Origin of the sequence: Stutzerimonas stutzeri (genome assembly GCF_019090095.1) — a bacterium.
Lineage (GTDB): Bacteria > Pseudomonadota > Gammaproteobacteria > Pseudomonadales > Pseudomonadaceae > Stutzerimonas > Stutzerimonas stutzeri_AN.
The window spans coordinates 159,329-178,860 of sequence record NZ_JAGQFP010000004.1; the positions used below are offsets into that span (position 1 = coordinate 159,329).

Annotated in this window: 15 protein-coding genes, 4 tRNA genes and 1 rRNA gene; all 20 read right to left on the reverse strand. The window is 58.0% G+C overall.

Annotation, left to right across the window (positions count from 1 at the left end; translation table 11 throughout):
- Positions 1-29: 29 nt before the first annotated feature.
- On the reverse strand, positions 30-2,132 hold the full coding sequence (fusA, locus tag KVO92_RS22315; RefSeq protein WP_217477759.1) for an elongation factor G: 2,103 nt from the start codon (positions 2,130-2,132) through the stop codon (positions 30-32).
- Between the two features lie 29 nt (positions 2,133-2,161).
- Positions 2,162-2,632: a 30S ribosomal protein S7 gene (rpsG, locus tag KVO92_RS22320; protein WP_021209382.1), complete on the reverse strand. Its 471-nt coding sequence runs from the start codon at positions 2,630-2,632 to the stop codon at positions 2,162-2,164.
- Between the two features lie 97 nt (positions 2,633-2,729).
- Positions 2,730-3,101: a 30S ribosomal protein S12 gene (gene rpsL / locus KVO92_RS22325; protein ID WP_003291416.1), complete on the reverse strand. Its 372-nt coding sequence runs from the start codon at positions 3,099-3,101 to the stop codon at positions 2,730-2,732.
- A 139-nt stretch (positions 3,102-3,240) separates the two neighbouring features.
- Positions 3,241-7,440 carry a DNA-directed RNA polymerase subunit beta' gene (gene rpoC / locus KVO92_RS22330; RefSeq protein ID WP_217477760.1) on the reverse strand — a complete coding sequence of 1,400 codons (4,200 nt, stop codon included), beginning with the start codon at positions 7,438-7,440 and terminating at the stop codon, positions 3,241-3,243.
- Positions 7,441-7,504: 64 nt separating this feature from the next.
- Positions 7,505-11,575, reverse strand: coding sequence for a DNA-directed RNA polymerase subunit beta (gene rpoB, locus KVO92_RS22335; RefSeq protein ID WP_217477761.1), 4,071 nt, complete (start codon positions 11,573-11,575; stop codon positions 7,505-7,507).
- Positions 11,576-11,792: 217 nt separating this feature from the next.
- Positions 11,793-12,161 (reverse strand): 50S ribosomal protein L7/L12, encoded by a 369-nt coding sequence (gene rplL, locus KVO92_RS22340; protein ID WP_102852776.1) that lies wholly within the window; start codon positions 12,159-12,161, stop codon positions 11,793-11,795.
- A gap of 75 nt (positions 12,162-12,236) precedes the next feature.
- On the reverse strand, positions 12,237-12,737 hold the full coding sequence (rplJ, locus tag KVO92_RS22345) for a 50S ribosomal protein L10 (protein ID WP_217477762.1): 501 nt from the start codon (positions 12,735-12,737) through the stop codon (positions 12,237-12,239).
- Between the two features lie 209 nt (positions 12,738-12,946).
- Positions 12,947-13,642: a 50S ribosomal protein L1 gene (rplA, locus tag KVO92_RS22350; RefSeq protein ID WP_217477763.1), complete on the reverse strand. Its 696-nt coding sequence runs from the start codon at positions 13,640-13,642 to the stop codon at positions 12,947-12,949.
- Positions 13,642-14,073, reverse strand: coding sequence for a 50S ribosomal protein L11 (gene rplK, locus KVO92_RS22355; protein ID WP_041110223.1), 432 nt, complete (start codon positions 14,071-14,073; stop codon positions 13,642-13,644). Before rplK ends, rplA begins: the two co-directional genes overlap by 1 nt.
- A 112-nt stretch (positions 14,074-14,185) precedes the next feature.
- On the reverse strand, positions 14,186-14,719 hold the full coding sequence (gene nusG, locus KVO92_RS22360; RefSeq protein WP_168426162.1) for a transcription termination/antitermination protein NusG: 534 nt from the start codon (positions 14,717-14,719) through the stop codon (positions 14,186-14,188).
- Positions 14,720-14,728: 9 nt separating this feature from the next.
- Positions 14,729-15,097 carry a preprotein translocase subunit SecE gene (gene secE, locus KVO92_RS22365; protein WP_217477764.1) on the reverse strand — a complete coding sequence of 123 codons (369 nt, stop codon included), beginning with the start codon at positions 15,095-15,097 and terminating at the stop codon, positions 14,729-14,731.
- Positions 15,098-15,139: 42 nt separating this feature from the next.
- Positions 15,140-15,215: transfer RNA gene (locus tag KVO92_RS22370), tRNA-Trp, on the reverse strand.
- A gap of 52 nt (positions 15,216-15,267) precedes the next feature.
- A complete protein-coding gene (tuf, locus tag KVO92_RS22375; RefSeq protein ID WP_025240334.1) occupies positions 15,268-16,461 on the reverse strand; it encodes an elongation factor Tu in 1,194 nt (397 codons plus the stop codon).
- An 83-nt stretch (positions 16,462-16,544) separates the two neighbouring features.
- Positions 16,545-16,620: transfer RNA gene (locus KVO92_RS22380), tRNA-Thr, on the reverse strand.
- A gap of 28 nt (positions 16,621-16,648) precedes the next feature.
- A tRNA-Gly gene (locus tag KVO92_RS22385) sits at positions 16,649-16,722 on the reverse strand.
- 26 nt (positions 16,723-16,748) lie between these two features.
- Positions 16,749-16,833, reverse strand: a tRNA-Tyr gene (locus tag KVO92_RS22390).
- Between the two features lie 125 nt (positions 16,834-16,958).
- A complete protein-coding gene (locus tag KVO92_RS22395; RefSeq protein ID WP_217477765.1) occupies positions 16,959-17,630 on the reverse strand; it encodes an SPOR domain-containing protein in 672 nt (223 codons plus the stop codon).
- Between the two features lie 10 nt (positions 17,631-17,640).
- Entirely contained in the window at positions 17,641-18,381 is a 741-nt protein-coding gene (locus KVO92_RS22400; RefSeq protein WP_217477766.1) for a type III pantothenate kinase, read from the reverse strand.
- The gene (gene birA, locus KVO92_RS22405; RefSeq protein WP_217477767.1) at positions 18,371-19,333 is read right to left on the reverse strand and encodes a bifunctional biotin--[acetyl-CoA-carboxylase] ligase/biotin operon repressor BirA; all 963 of its coding nucleotides are present in this window, start codon (positions 19,331-19,333) and stop codon (positions 18,371-18,373) included. The genes KVO92_RS22400 and birA overlap by 11 nt, the downstream gene beginning before the upstream one ends.
- Before the next feature lie 124 nt (positions 19,334-19,457).
- Positions 19,458-19,532 (reverse strand): 5S ribosomal RNA (gene rrf, locus KVO92_RS22930); the annotation flags it as partial.

The window sequence follows — 19,532 nt, forward strand, 5'->3', positions numbered from 1 at the left end:
ACAGTAAACCTCTTACTTAAAGGGCTGAATCAACCTTGTTTTTTAACGATGGCTTCGACGATGTTCGCCGGAGCCTCGGCGTATTTCGAGAATTCCATGGAGTAGCTGGCACGACCCTGGGACATGGAACGAACGTCGGTCGCATAACCGAACATTTCACCCAGCGGCACTTCAGCGCGGATAACCTTACCCGACACCGAATCTTCCATTCCCTGAATCAGGCCACGACGACGATTCAGGTCGCCCATCACGTCACCCATGTAGTCCTCAGGCGTTACAACTTCGACCTTCATGATCGGCTCAAGCACTACAGCACCGCCCTTCTGGGACAGCTGCTTGGTCGCCATGGAGGCAGCCACCTTGAACGCCATCTCGTTGGAGTCGACGTCGTGGTAAGAGCCATCGAAAACCGTGGCCTTCAGACCGATGAGCGGATAACCGGCAACGACGCCGTTCTTCATCTGCTCTTCGATGCCCTTTTGAATTGCCGGAATGTATTCCTTCGGAATGACACCACCGACGACTTCGTTAACGAACTGCAGCCCTTCCTGACCCTCGTCTGCAGGCGCAAAACGCACCCAGCAATGCCCGAACTGGCCACGACCGCCGGACTGGCGAACAAACTTGCCTTCGATTTCGCAAGACTTGGTGATCTTCTCGCGATAGGAGACCTGCGGCTTGCCGATGTTAGCGTCTACGTTGAACTCACGACGCATACGATCGACGAGAATATCCAGGTGCAACTCGCCCATACCGGAGATGATCGTCTGACCAGTCTCTTCGTCGGTCTTGACACGGAACGACGGGTCTTCCTGAGCCAGCTTGCCCAGTGCGATACCCATCTTTTCCTGGTCAGCCTTGGTTTTCGGCTCTACCGCTACCGAAATAACCGGCTCCGGGAAGTCCATGCGCTCAAGAATGATCGGCTTTTCGATCGAGCAGAGCGTGTCGCCCGTGGTGACATCCTTCATACCGATCAGCGCGGCGATGTCGCCCGCCCGGCACTCTTTGATCTCCTCACGCTGGTTGGCGTGCATCTGCACCATCCGCCCAACACGCTCTTTCTTGCCCTTGACCGAGTTCATCACCGAGTCACCGGAAGCAAGCACACCCGAGTAGACACGGGCGAACGTGAGCGTACCAACGAACGGATCGGTCGCGATCTTGAACGCCAGCGCCGAGAACGGCTCGGCGTCATCTGCATGACGCTCGTCGGTCTCTTCCTCGTTATCTGGATTGACACCCTGAATAGCCGGGATCTCAGTCGGAGCAGGCAGGAAATCGATAACCGCATCAAGAACCAGCGGCACGCCTTTGTTCTTGAACGACGAGCCACAGACGGCCGGAACGATTTCACAAGCAATGGTGCGCTGACGCAGACCTTCCTTGATCTCTTCGTTCGACAGCTCGCCGCCCTCGAGGTACTTGTTCATCAGCTCTTCGTTAGCCTCGGCAGCCGCCTCGACCATGTTGGAGCGATACTCTTCCGCCATGCTGAGCAGTTCGGCAGGGATCTCTTCCTCACGATAGGACGTACCCTTGTCCTCTTCGTTCCAGTAGATCGCCTTCATCTTGATCAGGTCGATCTGGCCTTGGAAGTTATCCTCGGCACCGATCGCCAACTGCACCGGCACCGGCGTATGACCGAGACGCTGCTTGATCTGCCCCACCACGCGCAGGAAGTTAGCGCCAGCGCGGTCCATCTTGTTGACGTACACGATGCGCGGAACGCCATACTTGTTGGCTTGGCGCCAGACGGTCTCGGACTGCGGTTCAACGCCGGAAGTACCACAGAACACCACGACCGCACCGTCAAGCACGCGCAGCGAGCGCTCAACCTCGATGGTGAAGTCAACGTGACCGGGGGTATCGATGACGTTTACGCGGTACTTGTCGTACTGACCACGCGAACCCTGCCAGAAGGTAGTCACAGCAGCGGAGGTAATGGTGATACCGCGCTCTTGCTCCTGCACCATCCAGTCAGTGGTCGCTGCACCGTCGTGCACTTCGCCCATCTTGTGGCTGAGGCCTGTGTAGAACAGAATCCGCTCCGTAGTGGTGGTCTTACCTGCGTCCACGTGGGCGCAGATACCAATATTACGGTAGCGGTTAATCGGAGTATTACGAGCCATAAAGCCCTCGCGAGTTGTTGACGCTGAATTTAGAAGCGGTAGTGCGAGAAGGCCTTGTTGGCTTCAGCCATGCGATGCACATCTTCACGCTTCTTGACAGCAGCGCCTTTACCTTCAAATGCATCCACCAGCTCACCAGCAAGACGCAGAGCCATGGACTTCTCGCCACGCTTGCGCGCGGCATCCACCAGCCAGCGCATAGCCAGGGCGTTACGACGGGACGGACGAACTTCGACCGGAACCTGGTAAGTCGCACCACCTACGCGGCGGGACTTCACTTCGACCAGCGGAGCGATGGCGTCGAGTGCTTTTTCGAAGATTTCCAGGGGATCGCTGTTCTTGCGCTCTTTGACCTTGTCCAGAGCCCCATAAACGATGCGCTCGGCAACGGCTTTCTTGCCGCTTTCCATCACGTGGTTCATGAACTTGGCAAGGATCAGACTTCCGTACTTCGGATCGTCAAGGATCTCGCGCTTGGCTGCTACACGACGTCTTGGCATTGATAAGCCCTCAAACGGTCTTCAGGTTAGCTCGGGACTATAACGACGAGGTTACGCCCGACCTTACTCTTATCGACTCAGATAAATAAAAATACGATTACTTCGGACGCTTGGCGCCGTACTTGGAACGGCCCTGCTTACGATCCTTGACACCGGAAGTATCCAGAGAACCGCGCACGGTGTGGTAGCGAACACCCGGAAGGTCTTTTACACGACCGCCGCGGATCAGCACGACACTGTGCTCTTGCAGGTTGTGACCTTCACCACCGATATAGGAGGCGACTTCAAAACCGTTGGTCAGGCGAACACGACATACTTTACGCAGTGCAGAGTTCGGTTTCTTTGGCGTGGTGGTGTACACACGAGTGCACACGCCACGGCGTTGCGGGCAGTTCTGCAGCGCAGGGACGTCGCTCTTCTCGACGACGCGCTTGCGCGGCTGGCGTACCAGCTGGTTAATCGTTGCCATCTACTAGCTCCACTGTTGTCTTTCGACACAAACGAAAAATGGCAGGGCGCAAAGCCCCGCCAAATTAGGGGTACAAGAGTCTAAAGAGCTTCTTGTACGCCGTCAAGGCGCGCCCCGACCCAAGCCGAGGCGACCTTAATCAGTTGCCGCTGGAATTGAGCGCCTCGGTCAGCGCTGCTTCCACTTCGTCCGCACTCACACGCACCGGCTTTTCAGCATCACGCTTGCGCTTGCGCTCGCTGTGATATTGCAGGCCGGTACCGGCCGGAATCAGGCGACCCACCACGACGTTCTCTTTCAGGCCACGCAGGTAGTCGCGCTTGCCGGTAACGGCGGCCTCGGTCAGCACGCGAGTAGTCTCCTGGAACGATGCCGCCGAAATGAACGACTCGGTCGACAGCGAGGCCTTGGTGATACCCAGCAGTACCCGCACGTACTTGGAACTGAACTTGTCGTCCCCGGAGAGGCGCTCGTTCTCTTCCAGCACCTGGGTGAGCTCCATCTGGTCGCCCTTGATGAAGCTGGAGTCACCGGACTCAGCCACCTCAACCTTGCGCAGCATCTGCCGCAGGATGGTCTCGATGTGCTTGTCGTTGATCTTCACACCCTGCAGGCGGTACACGTCCTGGATCTCGTTGACGATGTACTTGGCCAGCGCGCTGACACCCAGCAGACGCAGGATATCGTGCGGGTTGCTTGGACCGTCGGAGATGACCTCGCCCTTGTTCACCTGTTCGCCTTCGAAGACGTTCAGATGACGCCACTTCGGAATCAGCTCCTCGTACGGATCGGTTCCGTCCGTCGGTGTGATGACCAAGCGACGCTTGCCCTTGGTTTCCTTGCCGAAGGAAATCGTACCGCTGATTTCGGCCAGAATGGACGGCTCCTTCGGACGACGCGCTTCGAACAGATCCGCCACGCGCGGCAGACCACCGGTGATGTCGCGGGTCTTGGAGGTTTCCTGGGGGATACGTGCAATGACGTCACCCACGTTGATCTCCGCGCCATCCGCAACACCGACCAATGCGTTAGCCGGCAGGAAGTACTGGGCCGGAACGTCGGTACCCGGCAGCAACAGCTCCTTGCCATTGGCATCGACCATCTTGATCGCCGGACGAATATCCTTGCCGGAAGCAGGACGATCCTTCGGATCCATCACCTCGATGTTGGTCAGACCGGTGAGTTCGTCGGTCTGACGCTTGATGGTGATGTTCTCCTCCATGCCGGCGAAGGTCACGATACCCTTCATCTCGGTCACGATCGGGTGGGTGTGCGGATCCCACTTGGCCACCACGCTACCAGCATCGACCTTGTCACCTTCCTTGATGGAAATGACCGCACCGTACGGCAGCTTGTAGCGCTCGCGCTCACGACCGTAATCGTCCGCTACCGCCAGCTCGCCGGAACGCGATACCGCGATCAGCGCACCGTCGGCTCGCTCGACGTACTTGAGGTTATGCAGACGGATGGTACCGCCGTTCTTGACCATCACGTTGTCGACCGCGGAGGTCCGGCTCGCCGCACCACCGATGTGGAAGGTACGCATGGTCAGCTGGGTACCCGGCTCACCGATCGACTGGGCAGCGATGACACCGACCGCCTCGCCGATGTTGACCAGATGGCCACGCGCCAGGTCACGACCATAGCACTTGGCGCAGATGCCGTAGCGCGTCTCACAGCTGATCGGCGAGCGTACGATCACTTCGTCGATACTGTTCAGCTCGATGAAGTCGACCCACTGCTCGTCGATCAGGGTACCAGCCGGGACCAGTACATCGTCGCTGCCGGGCTTGAGTACGTCACGCGCGATGACACGACCCAGTACACGCTCGCCCAACGGCTCGACGACGTCACCGCCCTCGATGTGCGGGGTCATATGCAGGCCCTGCTCGGTGCCGCAGTCGATTTCCGTCACCACCAGATCCTGCGCGACGTCGACCAGGCGACGAGTCAGGTAACCGGAGTTCGCGGTTTTCAGCGCGGTATCCGCCAGACCCTTACGAGCGCCGTGGGTGGAGATGAAGTACTGCAGCACGTTCAGACCCTCACGGAAGTTCGCCGTAATCGGCGTCTCGATGATCGAGCCGTCCGGCTTGGCCATCAGGCCACGCATACCGGCCAGCTGGCGAATCTGGGCAGCGGAGCCCCGCGCACCGGAGTCAGCCATCATGTACATCGAGTTGAACGAGTCCTGTTCGGCTTCGTTGCCGTCGCGGTCGATGACCTTCTCTTTCGAGAGGTTGGCCATCATCGCCTTGGACACTTCGTCGTTGGCCTTGGACCAGAGGTCGATGACCTTGTTGTACTTCTCGCCCTGAGTCACCAGGCCGGAGGCGTACTGTGATTCGATTTCCTTCACTTCCTCGGTCGCGGCGTCGATGATGCGCGCCTTCTCTTCCGGGATAACGAAGTCATTGACGCCGATCGACACACCGGAGATCGTCGAATAGGCGAAACCGGTATACATCAGCTGGTCGGCGAAGATGACGGTGTCCTTCAGACCAACGGTGCGGTAGCACAGGTTGATCAGCTTGGAGATCGCCTTTTTCTTCATCGGCTGATTGACCACATCGAACGGCAGGCCAGCCGGAACCACCTGGAACAGCAGCGCACGGCCGACAGTGGTGTCGACGATGCGAGTGTTCTTGGTGATCGAGCCGTCGCGATCCTTGATGGTCTCATTGATCCGCACTTTGACGCGGGCGTGCAGCGACGCTTCGCCGGCGCGGAACACGCGGTCGACTTCCTGCAGGTCAGCGAACACACGACCTTCGCCCTTGGCATTGATGGCCTCACGGGTCATGTAATACAGACCCAGAACCACGTCCTGCGACGGCACGATGATCGGCTCGCCGTTGGCCGGCGACAGGATGTTGTTGGTCGACATCATCAGCGCGCGCGCTTCGAGCTGGGCTTCCAGCGTCAGCGGCACGTGAACGGCCATCTGGTCACCGTCGAAGTCGGCGTTGTACGCGGCGCAGACCAGCGGATGCAGCTGGATCGCCTTGCCTTCGATCAGGACCGGCTCGAACGCCTGGATACCCAGACGGTGGAGCGTCGGTGCGCGGTTGAGCAGCACGGGATGTTCGCGGATGACTTCAGCCAGAACGTCCCAGACTTCAGGCAGTTCGCGCTCGACCATCTTCTTGGCGGCTTTGATGGTGGTCGCCATGCCACGCATTTCCAGCTTGCCGAAAATGAACGGCTTGAACAGCTCGAGGGCCATCTTCTTCGGCAGACCGCACTGGTGCAAACGCAGGGTCGGGCCCACGGTAATAACCGAACGACCGGAATAGTCCACGCGCTTGCCGAGCAGGTTCTGACGGAAACGCCCCTGCTTGCCCTTGATCATGTCGGCCAGGGACTTCAGCGGGCGCTTGTTGGAACCGGTGATGGCGCGGCCACGACGACCGTTGTCGAGCAGTGCGTCGACGGCCTCCTGCAGCATGCGCTTTTCGTTGCGCACGATGATGTCCGGCGCCGACAGGTCGAGCAGGCGCTTGAGACGGTTGTTACGGTTGATCACGCGGCGATACAGATCGTTGAGATCCGATGTCGCGAAGCGGCCGCCGTCGAGCGGAACCAGCGGACGCAGATCCGGCGGCAGTACCGGCAGAACGGTGAGTACCATCCACTCCGGCAGGTTGCCCGAGCCATGGAAGGCTTCCATCAGCTTCAGACGCTTGGACAGCTTCTTGATCTTGGTTTCCGAGTTGGTCTGCGGAATCTCTTCGCGCAGCCGACCAATCTCGTGCTCCAGATCGATTTCGTGCAGCAGCTCGCGCACGGCTTCGGCGCCCATGCGCGCGTCGAAGTCGTCACCGAACTCTTCGAGGGCTTCGAAGTACTGCTCGTCATTGAGCAACTGGCCCTTTTCCAGAGTCGTCATGCCCGGATCGATGACCACGTAGCTCTCGAAATAGAGTACGCGCTCGATGTCACGCAGGGTCATGTCCAGCAGCAGGCCGATACGGCTCGGCAGCGACTTCAGGAACCAGATGTGAGCGACCGGCGAAGCCAGTTCGATATGCGCCATGCGCTCGCGACGAACCTTGGCCAGCGCGACTTCGACACCACACTTCTCACAGATCACGCCGCGGTGCTTGAGGCGCTTGTACTTGCCGCACAGGCACTCGTAGTCCTTGACCGGGCCAAAAATCTTGGCGCAGAACAGGCCGTCACGCTCGGGCTTGAACGTACGGTAGTTGATGGTCTCTGGCTTCTTGACCTCGCCAAAGGACCAGGAACGGATCATCTCGGGCGAAGCCAATGCAATCTTGATGGCATCGAACTCTTCGATTTGACCCTGGTTTTTCAACAGATTCAGCAAGTCTTTCAAGGCCTTTCCTCCTCACGGACCTGCGGTGAGCGGCTGATGCCGGTCACCGCATCGCGGTGCGTGGTTATTCGGTTTCCAGATCGATGTCGATACCGAGCGAGCGGATCTCTTTGATCAACACGTTGAAGGATTCCGGCATGCCGGGCTCCATACGGTGATCGCCGTCCACGATGTTCTTGTACATCTTGGTCCGCCCGTTCACGTCGTCCGACTTGACCGTGAGCATTTCCTGCAGGGTGTAGGCGGCGCCATAGGCTTCCAGCGCCCAGACCTCCATCTCCCCGAAACGCTGGCCACCGAACTGCGCCTTACCGCCCAGCGGCTGCTGGGTAACCAGGCTGTAGGAACCGGTGGAACGCGCATGCATCTTATCGTCGACCAGGTGGTTCAGCTTCAGCATGTACATGTAGCCGACAGTGGTGGTGCGCTCGAACTTGTTACCGGTGCGGCCGTCGTACAGCTGCATCTGACCACTTTCCGGCAAATCGGCCAGCTTCAGCATGGCCTTGATTTCGCGCTCCTTGGCGCCGTCGAATACCGGCGTCGCCATTGGCACACCGCCACGCAGGTTCTTCGCCAGATCCAGGATTTCCTGGTCGCTGAAGCTTTCCAGGTTCTCCTGGCGCCCACCGATCTCGTTGTAGATCTCGGTCAGGAACTTGCGCAGCTCGGCGACCTTGCGCTGCTCTTCGAGCATGCGGTTGATCTTCTCGCCCAAGCCCTTGGCCGCAAGGCCCAGGTGGGTTTCAAGGATCTGACCGACGTTCATACGCGAAGGTACACCCAGCGGGTTCAACACGATGTCGACCGGCGTGCCGTTGGCATCGTGCGGCATGTCTTCGACCGGCATGATCACCGAGACAACACCCTTGTTACCGTGACGACCGGCCATCTTGTCGCCCGGCTGGATACGCCGCTTGATGGCCAGATAGACCTTGACGATCTTCAGCACGCCCGGCGCCAGGTCATCGCCCTGCTGCAGCTTGCGCTTCTTGTCCTCGAACTTGTCGTCGAGCAGCTGACGGCGATCGGACAGGTAGGCCTGAGCCTTTTCCAACTGCTCGTTCAGCGCATCTTCGGCCATACGCAGCTTGAACCACTGACCATGCTCCAGACCGTCGAGCATCTCGTCGGTAATGACCGCGCCCTTCTTCAGACCGGCCCCACCCTCAACGGTCGCACCGACCAGGGCGGAACGCAGACGCTCGAACGTGGCGCCTTCGACAATGCGGAACTCCTCGTTGAGGTCCTTGCGGATCTCGTCGAGCTGCATCTTTTCGATGGCCAGTGCACGGGAGTCACGCTCGACGCCGTCACGGATGAACACCTGAACGTCGATGACCGTACCCTTGGTGCCGGTCGGCACGCGCAGGGACGTATCCTTCACGTCGGAAGCCTTCTCACCGAAGATCGCGCGCAGCAGCTTCTCTTCCGGAGTCAGTTGGGTTTCGCCTTTTGGCGTGACCTTGCCGACCAGGATGTCGCCCGCCCCGACCTCGGCACCGACATAGACGATACCCGCCTCGTCCAGCTTGTTCAGCGCAGCCTCACCCACGTTAGGGATGTCCGCGGTGATTTCTTCTGGGCCGAGCTTGGTATCACGAGATACGCAGGTCAGTTCCTGAATGTGAATGGTGGTGAAGCGGTCTTCCTGGACCACACGCTCGGACAGGAGGATGGAGTCTTCGAAGTTGTAGCCGTTCCACGGCATGAACGCGACGCGCATGTTTTGACCAAGCGCCAGTTCACCCATGTCGGTGGACGGGCCGTCCGCCATGATGTCGCCGCGCTCAACCACGTCGCCCTTGCTCACCAGCGGACGCTGGTTGATGCAGGTGTTCTGGTTGGAGCGGGTGTACTTGGTCAGGTTGTAGATGTCGACGCCGGCTTCACCGGTTTCGACTTCCGCATCATGCACACGCACAACCACACGGCTGGCATCGACCGAATCGATCACACCGCCACGACGAGCCACGACGCACACACCGGAATCGCGCGCGACGTTGCGCTCCATACCGGTACCGACCAGCGGCTTGTCCGAACGCAGGGTCGGCACCGCCTGACGCTGCATGTTCGAACCCATCAAGGCACGGTTGGCGTCGTCGTGCTCGAGGAACGGAATCAACGAAGCGGCAACGGAAACAACCTGCTTCGGCGATACGTCCATCAGCGTCACGTCTTCTGGCGCCTTGACCGTGAACTCGTTCTGATGGCGGACAGCAACCAGTTCGTCGACCAGCTTGCGGCCGTCCAGCTTGGCGCTGGCCTGCGCGATCACATGGTCCGCCTCTTCGATCGCCGAGAGGAACACGATCTCGTCGGTCACCTCGCCTTCCTTCACGACGCGGTACGGGCTTTCCAGGAAGCCGTACTGGTTGGTGCGGGCATAGGCGGCCAACGAGTTGATCAGACCGATGTTCGGACCTTCAGGGGTTTCGATCGGGCACACGCGGCCGTAATGGGTCGGGTGCACGTCGCGGACTTCGAAGCCGGCACGCTCACGAGTCAGACCGCCCGGGCCGAGCGCAGAGACACGACGCTTGTGGGTGATCTCGGAGAGCGGGTTGTTCTGGTCCATGAACTGCGACAGCTGGCTCGAGCCGAAGAATTCCTTGACCGCCGCCGCTACCGGCTTGGCGTTGATCAGGTCCTGCGGCATCAGGCCTTCGCTTTCGGCCATCGACAGACGTTCCTTGACCGCACGCTCGACGCGCACCAGGCCAACACGGAACTGGTTTTCGGCCATCTCGCCTACGCAGCGCACGCGGCGGTTACCCAGGTGATCGATGTCATCCACGACGCCTTTGCCGTTGCGGATGTCGACCAGGGTCTTCAGCACCGCAACGATGTCTTCACGGCTAAGCACGCCGGAACCTTCGATTTCGGTGCGACCGATACGACGGTTGAATTTCATCCGGCCGACGGCAGACAGGTCGTAACGCTCCGACGCGAAGAACAGGTTGTTGAACAGCGTCTCGGCGGCGTCCTTGGTTGGCGGCTCGCCAGGACGCATCATGCGATAGATTTCCACCAGGGCTTCGAGCTGGTTGGTGGTCGAATCGATCTTCAGCGTGTCGGAAATGAACGGACCGCAGTCGATGTCATTGGTGTACAGGGTTTCGAAACGTACGACCTGGGCCTTGACCAGCTTGGCCAGAACTTCGACGGTCAGCTCCGTGTTGCACTCTGCGATGATCTCGCCGGTCGCCGGATGCACGATGGCCTTGGCCGTGGTGCGACCCAGGACGTACTCCATCGGCATCTCAAGTGCCTTGATACCGGATTTGTCGAGCTGATTGATGTGGCGCGCGGTAATGCGGCGGCCTTGCTCGACGATCACTTTGCCGTTCTCGTCCTTGATATCGAAGGACGCGATCTCACCGCGCAGACGCTGCGGGACCAGCTCCAGGCTCAGGGTCTCGCCCTTCACATGGAAGACGTTGGTATCGTAGAACGCATCGAGGATTTCTTCGGTGCTGTAGTTCAACGCACGCAGCAGCACCGAAGCTGGCAGCTTACGGCGACGGTCGATACGCACGAACACCGCATCCTTGGGATCGAACTCGAAATCGAGCCAGGAGCCACGGTAAGGAATGATACGAGCGGAATACAGCAACTTGCCGGAACTGTGGGTCTTGCCACGATCGTGATCAAAGAAGACGCCCGGCGAGCGGTGCAGCTGAGACACGATGACGCGCTCGGTACCGTTGATGATGAAGGTACCGTTCTCGGTCATCAGGGGGATTTCCCCCATATAGACTTCTTGCTCTTTGATGTCCTTGATCGCTTTGCTCGACGATTCCTTATCGAAAATGATCAGGCGAACTTTCACTCGCAGCGGCACAGCAAAGGTTACGCCGCGTAGCACACATTCTTTAACGTCGAAAGCCGGGTCGCCCAGACGATAGCCGACGTATTCCAACGCTGCATTGCCGGAATAGCTGATTATCGGAAAAACGGATTTGAAGGCTGCATGCAAGCCAATATCGCGGAACTGATCCTTGGTCGCTCCCGCCTGCAGGAATTCGCGATACGAATCCAGCTGGATGGCCAAAAGATACGGCACGTCCATTACGTGCGGTAACTTGCTAAAGTCCTTGCGGATTCGTTTTTTCTCAGTGTATGAGTAAGCCATCAGCGTTCCCCAGCTTGGTCACCTGCTTGTTTGGCCTCTCCCGACGGGAGCAGCCAGAAAATCGTGCGAATCCCTTGATTCGCGCCGCCCATTGGGCGGTTTTCCGTTTCGACCGCTCGATAAACATCATGCGGCTATAACGGAAAAAGGCCGGTGGCAAAAGCCACCAGCCATCAGCCTTATGCGAGACGCTTCGGCTGCAGACGCAAGGTCGTGCTTACTTGAGCTCGACTTTGGCGCCAGCTTCTTCCAGAGCCTTCTTGGCGGCTTCGGCCTCTTCCTTGGAAACGCCTTCCTTCACGACGCCAGGAGCGCCGTCTACGACGGCCTTGGCTTCTTTCAGGCCCAAGCCGGTCAGCTCGCGAACAGCCTTGATCACGTTTACTTTCTTGTCGCCAGCTTCAGCCAGGACAACGGTGAACTCGGTCTGCTCTTCAGCAGCAGCGGCAGCCGGGCCAGCGGCCGCGACGGTAGCAGCAGCGGCAGTGACGCCGAACTTCTCTTCCATTGCCTTGATCAGTTCAACAACCTGCATCACGGACATTTCGGAAACGGCGTTGATGATGTCTTCGTTGGTCAGAGCCATGACTCTAGTTCCTGTATATAGGTGACGGCCTGCGGCCATCTAAATCAAAAGAAATTCGAAGTTGCCTCGCATGCCTTAGGCTGCGGCGGCTTCCTTCTGGTCGCGAACGGCCGCCAGAGTACGAGCCAGCTTGCTGGTAGCGCCTTGCATCACGCTCATCAGCTGCGAAATCGCCTCGTCGTAGGTCGGCAGGGTTGCCAAAGCGTCGATCTGGTTGGCTGCGATGAACTGACCCTCGAACGCAGCAGCCTTGATCTCGAACTTGTCCTGACCCTTGGCGAACTCCTTGAAGATGCGAGCGGCAGCGCCCGGATGTTCGTTGGAGAATGCAATAAGGGTCGGGCCCTTGAACACGTCGTTGAGCACATCATATTGAGTGCCTTCAACGGCGCGGCGCAGCAGGGTGTTACGTACGACACGCACGTAAACACCCGCGTCGCGGGCCTCTTTACGGAGTCCGGTCATGGCTCCCACGGTCACGCCACGGGCATCGGCCACGACAGCGGAAAGGGCAGCTTTGGCAGCCTCGTTGACTTCAGCGACGATGGCCTTCTTGTCTTCGAGTTTGATTGCCACGGGTTTTTACTCCTGGATGTTACCGGTTCGCCCAGTCAAGACCGGGCGGGTTTTGGTGTCTGATTCGGTACGAATCGGGAGCACCTCTGCGTAGGCTTAAAAACAGTGCTTTTTGGTTTAAGACTTGCGTCGCCTACGGTCTTGGATAGCCCCCGCCAGGCAGGGACCCCAATCTGTCGCGCCCTGACAAACAGGGCGCTTTTAATGCTTTACGCTTCCAGGGAAGCCTGATCGATGACCAGCCCCGGTCCCATCGTGGTGCTCAGGGTTACGCGCTTGACATAGATGCCTTTGGAGGTGGACGGCTTCAGACGCTTCAGGTCCGACAGCAGCGCCTCGACGTTCTGCTTCAGCTGTGCAGCCTCAAAGCCCACCTTGCCAACGGAGGTATGAATGATGCCGTTCTTATCGGTACGGAAACGCACCTGACCAGCTTTGGCATTCTTGACTGCAGTCGCAACGTCCGGCGTCACGGTGCCGACTTTCGGGTTCGGCATCAGTCCGCGCGGGCCAAGAATCTGACCCAACTGACCAACCACACGCATGGCGTCCGGAGAAGCAATGACCACGTCATAGTTCAGGTCACCGCCCTTCATCTCGGCAGCCAGTTCATCCATGCCAACGCGGTCGGCGCCGGCAGCCAAAGCGGCCTCAGCAGCCGGCCCCTGCGTGAATACAGCAACACGAACGGTTTTACCGGTGCCGTTCGGCAGAACGGTAGCACCACGTACAACCTGATCGGACTTGCGAGGATCCACGCCCAGGTTAATGGCGATGTCGAAGGACTCGGTAAACTTGACAGCGGACAGCTGAGACAACAGCGTCGCGGCGTCTTCGAACGAGTACTGCTTGCCAGCTTCAATCTTCTCGGCGAAAGCCTTCTGGCGCTTGGTCAACTTAGCCATTACACACCCTCCACGTTCAGGCCCATGCTGCGTGCGGAGCCGGCGATGGTGCGCACGGCTGCCTCAAGATCAGCAGCGGTAAGATCGGCGTTCTTGGTCTTCGCGATCTCTTCCAGCTGAGCACGAGTAACGGTGCCGACTTTCTGGGTGTTCGGACGAGCAGAACCGCTAGTGATGCCTGCGGCCTTCTTCAGCAGAACGGCGGCAGGCGTACTCTTGGTCTCGAAGGTAAAGCTGCGATCGCTGTAGACGGTGATGATCACCGGAGTCGGCAGACCGGGCTCTTGACCTTGAGTGCGGGCATTGAATGCCTTGCAGAATTCCATGATGTTAACACCATGCTGACCCAGGGCAGGGCCAACTGGCGGCGACGGGTTGGCCTGACCGGCCTTTACCTGAAGCTTGATATAAGCTTGAATCTTCTTAGCCATAACTACTCCGTTCTGGGTGCTAGCGCCTTGCGGCTCCCCTGTTTGCCTGAATATCCCAGTGACGACAAAACCCCGCAGCCAGCAGCAGCGGGGTGTGGGATGCTTGTTTCAGCTAGACCTTTTCGACCTGACTGAACTCCAACTCTACCGGTGTCGAGCGACCAAAAATAAGCACCGCAACTTGAATCCGGCTCTTCTCGTAGTTGACTTCTTCGACGACGCCATTGAAGTCCGCGAAAGGGCCATCAGCCACGCGAACAACCTCACCCGGCTCGAATAGCGTCTTGGGTTTCGGCTTGTCGCTTCCATCCGCCACACGACGGAGAATCGCCTCGGCTTCCTTATCGGTAATCGGCGCCGGCTTGTCAGCCGTGCCACCGATAAAGCCCATCACGCGAGGCGTATCCTTGACCAAGTGCCATGCGCCTTCGGCCATATCCATCTGCACGAGCACGTAGCCGGGGAAGAACTTGCGCTCACTTTTGCGCTTCTGCCCGTTACGCATCTCAACCACTTCTTCAGTGGGGACCAGGATTTCGCCGAAATGATCTTCCATACCGGCAAGCTTTATACGCTCGACCAGCGAGCGCATGACGTGCTTCTCGTAACCCGAGTAAGCATGAACCACATACCAGCGCTTAGCCACGGAACACCCTTAACCTACAACCATGGAAACCAGCCAACCGAGCAGGGAATCAAGCCCCCACAACAGCAGCGCCATAACCAGCACAACAGCCACGACAATCAATGTGGTCTGAGTGGTTTCTTGACGGGTCGGCCAAACGACCTTGCGAATCTCAACGCGCGCCTCTTTCAACAGCACAAAGAAGGAGCGACCTTTTGACGTCTGCAGCGCCACATAAGCAGCGACCACAGCAAGCGCGAGCAACGCGAGAACTCTATACAGAATCGGCTCTGCGGAGTAAAACTGATTACCCACCACCGCCACAACAACCAAAGCAGCCACAACAAGCCACTTCACCAGATCGAAGCGCGTGTCCTTGGCTTCTGCTTTGACATTCATCTGCTAGAACCCTGTAAATACTGCCAAATTCGATATTGAAGTTGGCAGGCCAGGAGGGAATCGAACCCCCAACCTGCGGTTTTGGAGACCGCCGCTCTGCCAATTGAGCTACTGGCCTAACAAGAGTCAGGCCGACTATTATGCCGGCCCGAATGAATCAGATCAATCGATTATTCGATGATCTTCGCAACAACACCAGCACCGACGGTACGACCACCTTCACGAATCGCGAAGCGCAGGCCATCTTCCATCGCGATCGGAGCGATCAGAGTGACAACCATCTTGATGTTGTCGCCCGGCATGACCATCTCGACGCCTTCTGGCAGCTCGCAGTTACCGGTCACGTCCGTGGTACGGAAGTAGAACTGAGGACGGTAGCCCTTGAAGAATGGCGTATGACGACCGCCTTCCTCTTTGCTCAGCACGTATACCTCGCCCTCGAACTTGGTATGAGGCTTGATGGTGCCCGGCTTGGCCAGAACCTGCCCACGCTCGACGTCGTCACGCTTGGTACCGCGCAACAACACACCAACGTTCTCGCCGGCACGACCTTCATCGAGCAGCTTACGGAACATCTCAACGCCGGTGCAGGTGGTCTTGGTCGTCGCACGAATACCGACGATTTCGATCTCTTCCTGAACCTTGACGATGCCACGCTCGACACGTCCAGTCACAACAGTACCGCGACCCGAGATCGAGAATACGTCTTCAATCGGCATCAGGAACGGTTTGTCAATGGCACGCTCAGGCTCCGGAATATAGCTATCCAGAGTTTCGACCAGCTTGCGCACAGCCGACACACCCATCTCGTTGTCATCCTGGCCGTTCAGCGCCATCAGCGCGGAGCCGATGATGATCGGCGTGTCGTCACCCGGGAAGTCATAGGTGGACAGCAGATCGCGAACTTCCATTTCGACCAACTCGAGCAGCTCGGCGTCGTCGACCATGTCAGCCTTGTTCAGGAACACGACGATGTACGGAACACCTACCTGACGGGACAGCAGGATGTGCTCACGAGTCTGCGGCATGGGGCCGTCAGCAGCCGAGCAAACAAGGATCGCGCCGTCCATCTGGGCAGCACCAGTGATCATGTTCTTGACGTAGTCGGCGTGACCGGGACAGTCAACGTGCGCGTAGTGGCGAATAGAGGAATCATATTCAACGTGGGAGGTGTTGATGGTGATACCGCGAGCCTTCTCTTCCGGCGCGTTATCGATCTGCGAGAAGTCGCGCGCAGACCCACCCCAAGTTTCAGCACAAACCTTGGTCAGCGCCGCAGTCAGAGTCGTCTTGCCATGGTCGACGTGACCAATGGTACCGACGTTCAGGTGCGGTTTGTTACGTTCGAATTTTTCTTTAGCCATCGAGACCGTCTCCCATCGTTGAATTGAGCTAGTCACGCCACCATTAAAACAAAGGCAGATATTTACATATCTGCCTTTGGGGTTGGAGCTCATGAGCGGATTTGAACCGCTGACCTCACCCTTACCAAGGGTGTGCTCTACCAACTGAGCTACATGAGCGTATCTTATTGCGCAGGCGCTTAGAACCTGGAGCGGGTAGCGGGAATCGAACCCGCATCATCAGCTTGGAAGGCTGAGGTTCTACCACTAAACTATACCCGCGAAACCTATCGCCTACGCTGAGAATCTGGTGGAGGGGGAAGGATTCGAACCTTCGAAGTCGATGACGTCAGATTTACAGTCTGATCCCTTTGGCCGCTCGGGAACCCCTCCAAAACGAGGCGGCATTTTCATCGCCAACCCCTTGTCTGTCAAGAATTTTCTCATTAAAACTCGAGATCCGCTCAGTGACAGCGCTCTGCAGCAACCATACAACCGCCTGCTGAGCGGGCGCCATTCTATGTAGATTGTTCTGAAGTTGCAATGCTTGAACAGGGTATTTGTTGGTGCTCGAGCCCTGGGAAGTCCCTGATAAGATCACCGAGCAGCGCATCGCTCAAAAGCCGCCGATCCGGCCCCGCTATTCGCACCCAATAGCGGCGATGAGTTCGAGGCAACTCACGGACCATAGCCGTGTAGTCCACGCCCTTCAGACGGCTCACAACACTTTCAGCCGAGTCCTTGCGCGAAAAAATCCCCAAAGAGATACCGTTCGCCAGATCACCGACGGTGATTATATAGCTGTCGATATTGCGAGACTGCAGCTCTCGCAGCTGCCGTAATGAGGCTTGACGCGAAACGAGCGGAGGCAGATAAACCCAGTAGTCGATGCCCGCAGCCTCATCGGCCGGCTCGACATGGGAGTCGATATCCAGGCTGAGTAACCGCTGCTCAAGCGCTTGCGCGAGCGACGCCTCATCGAAACCACCCAAAAAGAAACAGCCTTTATCGGCAGCCTCAGCTTTACCACGAGGAGCCAGGGGCTTTGCTTCACTCAACAGTTCGATCCCGCCCTCTTGAGCGTGCACTTCCAGCGAAGCAGCATCTGATTCAATCGGCACAGCGTCGTTGAACTGATATAGATAAAGAAGCAGGTTCAGCAATACCAGAAGCATTAAAAGCCAGCGCATCAATACCTCTTTATGGGCAGGCTATGGCCAAGCCTCTAAAAACAAGATCAGGCACGCAATTCACCGAGGGGAAATCTGCCACAAGCGCAACGTCGCCGCCGGTGACGTAGATGGCGAAATCATCTCCCAGATAATTCCGGGCGAGGGCAATTTGGCTAGAAACGTAACTACGAGCCATCAGGAGGCAGCCCCTCTCGACTCCCTCTGCAGTGTCTTTACCTGGAGCCAGATCGTCCAGCGCACTCTCTGTTTCTGAGCGATCGTACCGTATACGACGGGTATGAGCGAACAACTGGCCGCGCAGCAGAGCGATGCCAGGTGCGATATAGCCACCAAGGTGCGCCCCGTCGCGAGCGACCAAATCAACCGTAATGGCCGTGCCCAGGTCGACGACAAGGCAAGCTCGCTTACATAGCTCGTAAGCTGCAACGATGGCTAGCCATCGATCCAAACCTAACCGCCAGGGGTCGTTGTAACCATTCACTACTCCAGCAATGCTATTGGCTGGGCGGGCTATGGCCACGTCCACGCTCAAGGATGCAGAGAGCACACTCACTATCGCAGCGGTTTCCTCGTCACTCCTTACACTGACCAATCGGCAGCGCGAAATTCCGCCAACGTTTCGATCAGACAATTGTCGTGCAAGCTCGTCGGCCTGGGTCGAAACCCCCTCCGCAACTGGGGAGGCGCCAGGCTCGGTAATTACTCGCCATTTGACGAAGCTGTTCCCACAGTCGAGCTCAAGAATCATGATCAAGCCTCAAGCTTAGTTCTCCCCCGCTAAATCGCTGCTCACCATGACCGTCGACCTGCATACGCAATGCGCCTTGCTCATCGACACCAATCATTACGCCGCTAACCTGCTGGACTCCGGTACTTAGAACGCAGCGCTTGCCCTGCCAGAGGTTGCTCGCTTGCCATTCATCACGCAACGAAGAAAAGCCCTCAAGCGCATGCCGTTGGATGTAGTAATTCAGCGATTCACTAACAAGATTCACCAGCTCGCAACGGCTCGCCAACACTCCTGTCTGCTGCTTCACCGACGTCCAGGGCTGACCGATATCCATAGCGCTAGACGTCATGTTCACGTTTATGCCAATGCCGATGATAACGTGACAAACATCCGCCGGATCACCCGTCAGTTCCAATAAGATCCCGGCGATTTTCTTACCATCGGCATAAACGTCATTAGGCCATTTAAGCCCCGCCTCATTCACCCCCGCCTTACGCAATGCCGCTAATACGGCAAGGCCAACTACCAGGCTTAGACCAGAAAGCCCCTGAGGCCCGCTCGCCACCTTAAGCACTAACGAGTAGTAAAGATTCTGTGCTGGCGGACTTGACCAAGAGCGCCCCCTGCGCCCACGCCCGTTCGTCTGGCTCTCCGCCAACACGACAAAGGGAGCCGCAAGCTCGGGAATCAGCCGCAACGCCTCAGCGTTAGTGGAGTCAACGGTGTCTCTAAGCCAGAGCCGCCAACCGAGGCGAGCCATTACGCTGGAACAGTCGGCTTCGTCCAGTAGAGAAAGGGGCTCTGCCAAGCGGTAACCTTTTCCGGGCACCTTGAAGAGCCTAACGCCCCATTCGCTCTCAAGCCGTTGCAGAGATTTCCAAACCGCACTTCGACTTACACCGAGGGCAGCACCGAGCTCTTCGCCAGAGTGAAATCGCCCGTCACCAAGCAGCCTTAGCAAGTCATTCATAAGCCCCCCTAACTAGCAGGCAGGCATGATAGCGGCACCACCGCCTCCGAGCGACGTTTGGTTTTCTGCGCACGCAAAGACAAACCCCCGACCATCTGTTGATGATCGGGGGTTTGGTGTAGAAGCTTGACGATGACCTACTCTCACATGGGGAGACCCCACACTACCATCGGCGATGCGTCGTTTCACTTCTGAGTTC